This is a genomic window from Desulfosarcina sp., from assembly GCF_033791525.1.
Classification (GTDB): domain Bacteria; phylum Desulfobacterota; class Desulfobacteria; order Desulfobacterales; family Desulfosarcinaceae; genus Desulfosarcina.
In genome coordinates this window covers 1-2,718 of sequence record NZ_JASJGN010000083.1, presented here as the reverse complement: position 1 = coordinate 2,718, position 2,718 = coordinate 1, and the positions used below count along the sequence as shown (strand labels likewise).

Here is a 2,718-nt window from a genome sequence, read left to right as displayed (position 1 = left end):
TTTAGCGAGCGAACAGTATATCGATCTTCATCATTACGGCGAACATTCATGTTCCATCCCGAGAATACCGCTATCGCGGGTGCCGTAGGCAGCGTACTGACGGTACGCCGCAATGACGAGGGATGAAGCGTAACGCAGATATCGGCTATTTTACGAACCCGTCATCCCTTGATGACGCAAATCGGCCTGAGCCTGGCCACTTTTTTAGAAAGCCCCGCCCCGTGGACGGCGTCGACCACCTCGTCGATATCCTTGTAGGCGTCGGGCATCTCTTCGGCAAGGGTGCTGCGGCCGGTCCATTTTACCAAGATACCCTTGTCGGCCAATTCACGATGAATCGCGCGGCCTCGGCTTCGTTTTTTAGCGGCCGTACGGCTGAGCACCCGTCCGGCGCCGTGGCAGGTGGATCCGAAACTCTCATCCATGGCGGTCTGGGTGCCGGCCATTACATAGGAGGCGGTGCCCATGTCGCCGGGGATCAGGATCGGCTGGCCCACCTTCCGGTAGGCCTCGCAAATGGCAGGGTGGCCCGGGGGAAAAGCCCGGGTGGCTCCTTTTCGGTGCACGCAGACAGTCCGCGGTTTTCCATCTACCGTGTGCTCCTCCCGCTTGGCGATGTTGTGGCAGATGTCGTACACCTGATGCATGGCCAGGTCCCGCGGGCCGATGCCCAGCACCTGCTGGAAGGTCTCCCTGGCCCGGTGCAAAAGGATCTGGCGGTTGGCCCAGGCGTAATTGGCCGCGCAGGCCATGGCGGCAAAGTAGCGCCGGCCGGCCTCTGATCGGATCATGGCACAGGCCAGCTGGCGGTCGGGCAGTTGGATACCCAGCGTTTTAACGTGCCTGGCCATGAAGGCCAGCGAGTCATCGCAGACCTGGTATCCCAGACCACGGGAGCCCGAGTGCAGCATCACCGTCACCTGATTCTGGAACAGACCGAAGGTTCGGGCCGTTGCTTTATCGAAAATCTCATCGACCACGCCCACTTCCAGAAAATGGTTGCCGGAACCCAGGGTGCCCAGTTGTTTAGTTCCCCGCTGCAGGGCACGTTCGCTGATCACGGAGGGGTCGGCTTCAGCCATACAGCCGCCGTCTTCAGTGCGATCCACGTCCGATGGGCTGCCGAGACCCTGGCGGACGGCCCAGCGGCCGCCTTCACGCAGCACTTTCATCACCTCTTTGGCGGACAGCCTTACCGATCCGGTTGAACCCACGCCCGACGGGATGTTCTGGAACAGGGTCTCCACCAAACGGTCCAACACGGGCCGGACCTCTTTTTCCTCCAGACCGGTGCCGGCCAGGCGCACGCCGCAGTTGATGTCGTAGCCCACGCCGCCCGGTGAGATGACCCCGGTGTCCCAGTCGAAGGCGGCCACACCGCCGATGGGAAAACCATAGCCCCAATGCATGTCGGGCATGGCCATGGACGCCTTGAGGATACCGGGCAACGTGGCCACGTTGGCCACCTGTTTCAAGGCTTCTTCTTCGGGTAGCCCCTCGGCCATCCGACCGCTCATGAAGACCCGTCCCGGCACGTTCATGGCTCCGGACTTGGGAATTTCGTAGCAATAGGGGCTGATCTGTTTCAGTTCCATCTCAACCTCCCGTCAGTGACCATCCAGAAGTGGTAGCTTGTGGTTCCCCGCAATGCGGAATCTATAACACGCCAAGGCCGCAACGTTTTCGCACCCACAGGCGTAGCAGCGCTACCTCGAGGATAGCGCTGAAGCTTCACTGCGTGCTCGAAAACGTGAGAACGCAGCCCTGGGCCGCAAGATGCCACTTCAGTTGCTCAAACATCGAACACCACCGTTGCCTGCCATCCGTCCGTCGTTTGGCTCACATCGATCTGGTGGTAGGTCACCGCCTTGATTTCGTGGAGAATTTCGTGGCGTTCGGGCTGATAGCGCTCCATGGATACGCGGGCGGAGACGGTGGTGTCTGAGATGAGAATAATTTCGATTTTTTTTACCAAATTTTCCTTGCCCGTCCACAGGTAGAGCAGCTCCCGCAGGTAGTTGACCATGAGATCCGCCGGATCGTCGCCGATGACATTGATCTCGATTTCCTCTTGAGATTTCAGTCGATCCGGTTTGGTGATCAGGTCAAACACGGCCAGACCGGCGTTTTTAAAAAGTTCGGCCGGATCAGTGCCGCTGACGCGGATTCTCAGATCCGCGGTGTGGTCAAGAAGAGTGTAATGCTTTTCCATGGATACTTGATCCTTAAAAAGCGAACCGCAGAATGTCCAATATTCAATGTCGAATGTCGAAGGGCGGTATCGCTGTGCGATGTCGTCCTTAGTAAACGGTAGAATTCCTTCCTTCGATATTCTGCGGTTCCTCGTTCGACATTGGACATTCGTTCTATCCTTCCAGGAAGGTCGCCGGTTTAATCAACAATTGTGCCCGTCTTAACCGTACTGTATCCGCCCAGGGCTTCCACCCGTGTTTTGAAGGCAGCGGTATTGATGGTCTCTAGAAGAACCTGGATGTTGGTGGATTCGAAATAGACCTGCGGGATGATCAGGTCGTATTGCTCGGTAACTACGGGAATAAAATCCAGGTTCAAGGCCTTTGCTGCGGCATTGATGCCCAGTCCTGCATCAGCCGTTCCACTCAGCACGGCCACGGCTACGTTCATGTGGGTGAACTCTTCGCTGGTGTAGCCGTTGATCTGCTCCGGGGAGAGGCCGAGTTGCCCCAGGCGATAGTCCAG

General features: G+C 57.9%; 3 protein-coding genes. All 3 read right to left on the bottom strand.

The genetic code is table 11. The features are described from left to right. Window positions 1-161 precede the first annotated feature (161 nt). A complete protein-coding gene (locus tag QNK41_RS04060) occupies window positions 162-1,595 on the bottom strand; it encodes an RtcB family protein (RefSeq protein WP_319254021.1) in 1,434 nt (477 codons plus the stop codon). A gap of 197 nt (window positions 1,596-1,792) precedes the next feature. After that, complete coding sequence (locus QNK41_RS04055; RefSeq protein ID WP_319254019.1) at window positions 1,793-2,212, bottom strand: archease; 420 nt, start codon at window positions 2,210-2,212, stop codon at window positions 1,793-1,795. Window positions 2,213-2,391: 179 nt separating this feature from the next. Further along, on the bottom strand, window positions 2,392-2,718 hold a 327-nt coding region (locus tag QNK41_RS04050), incomplete at its 5' end, for a substrate-binding domain-containing protein (RefSeq protein WP_319254017.1).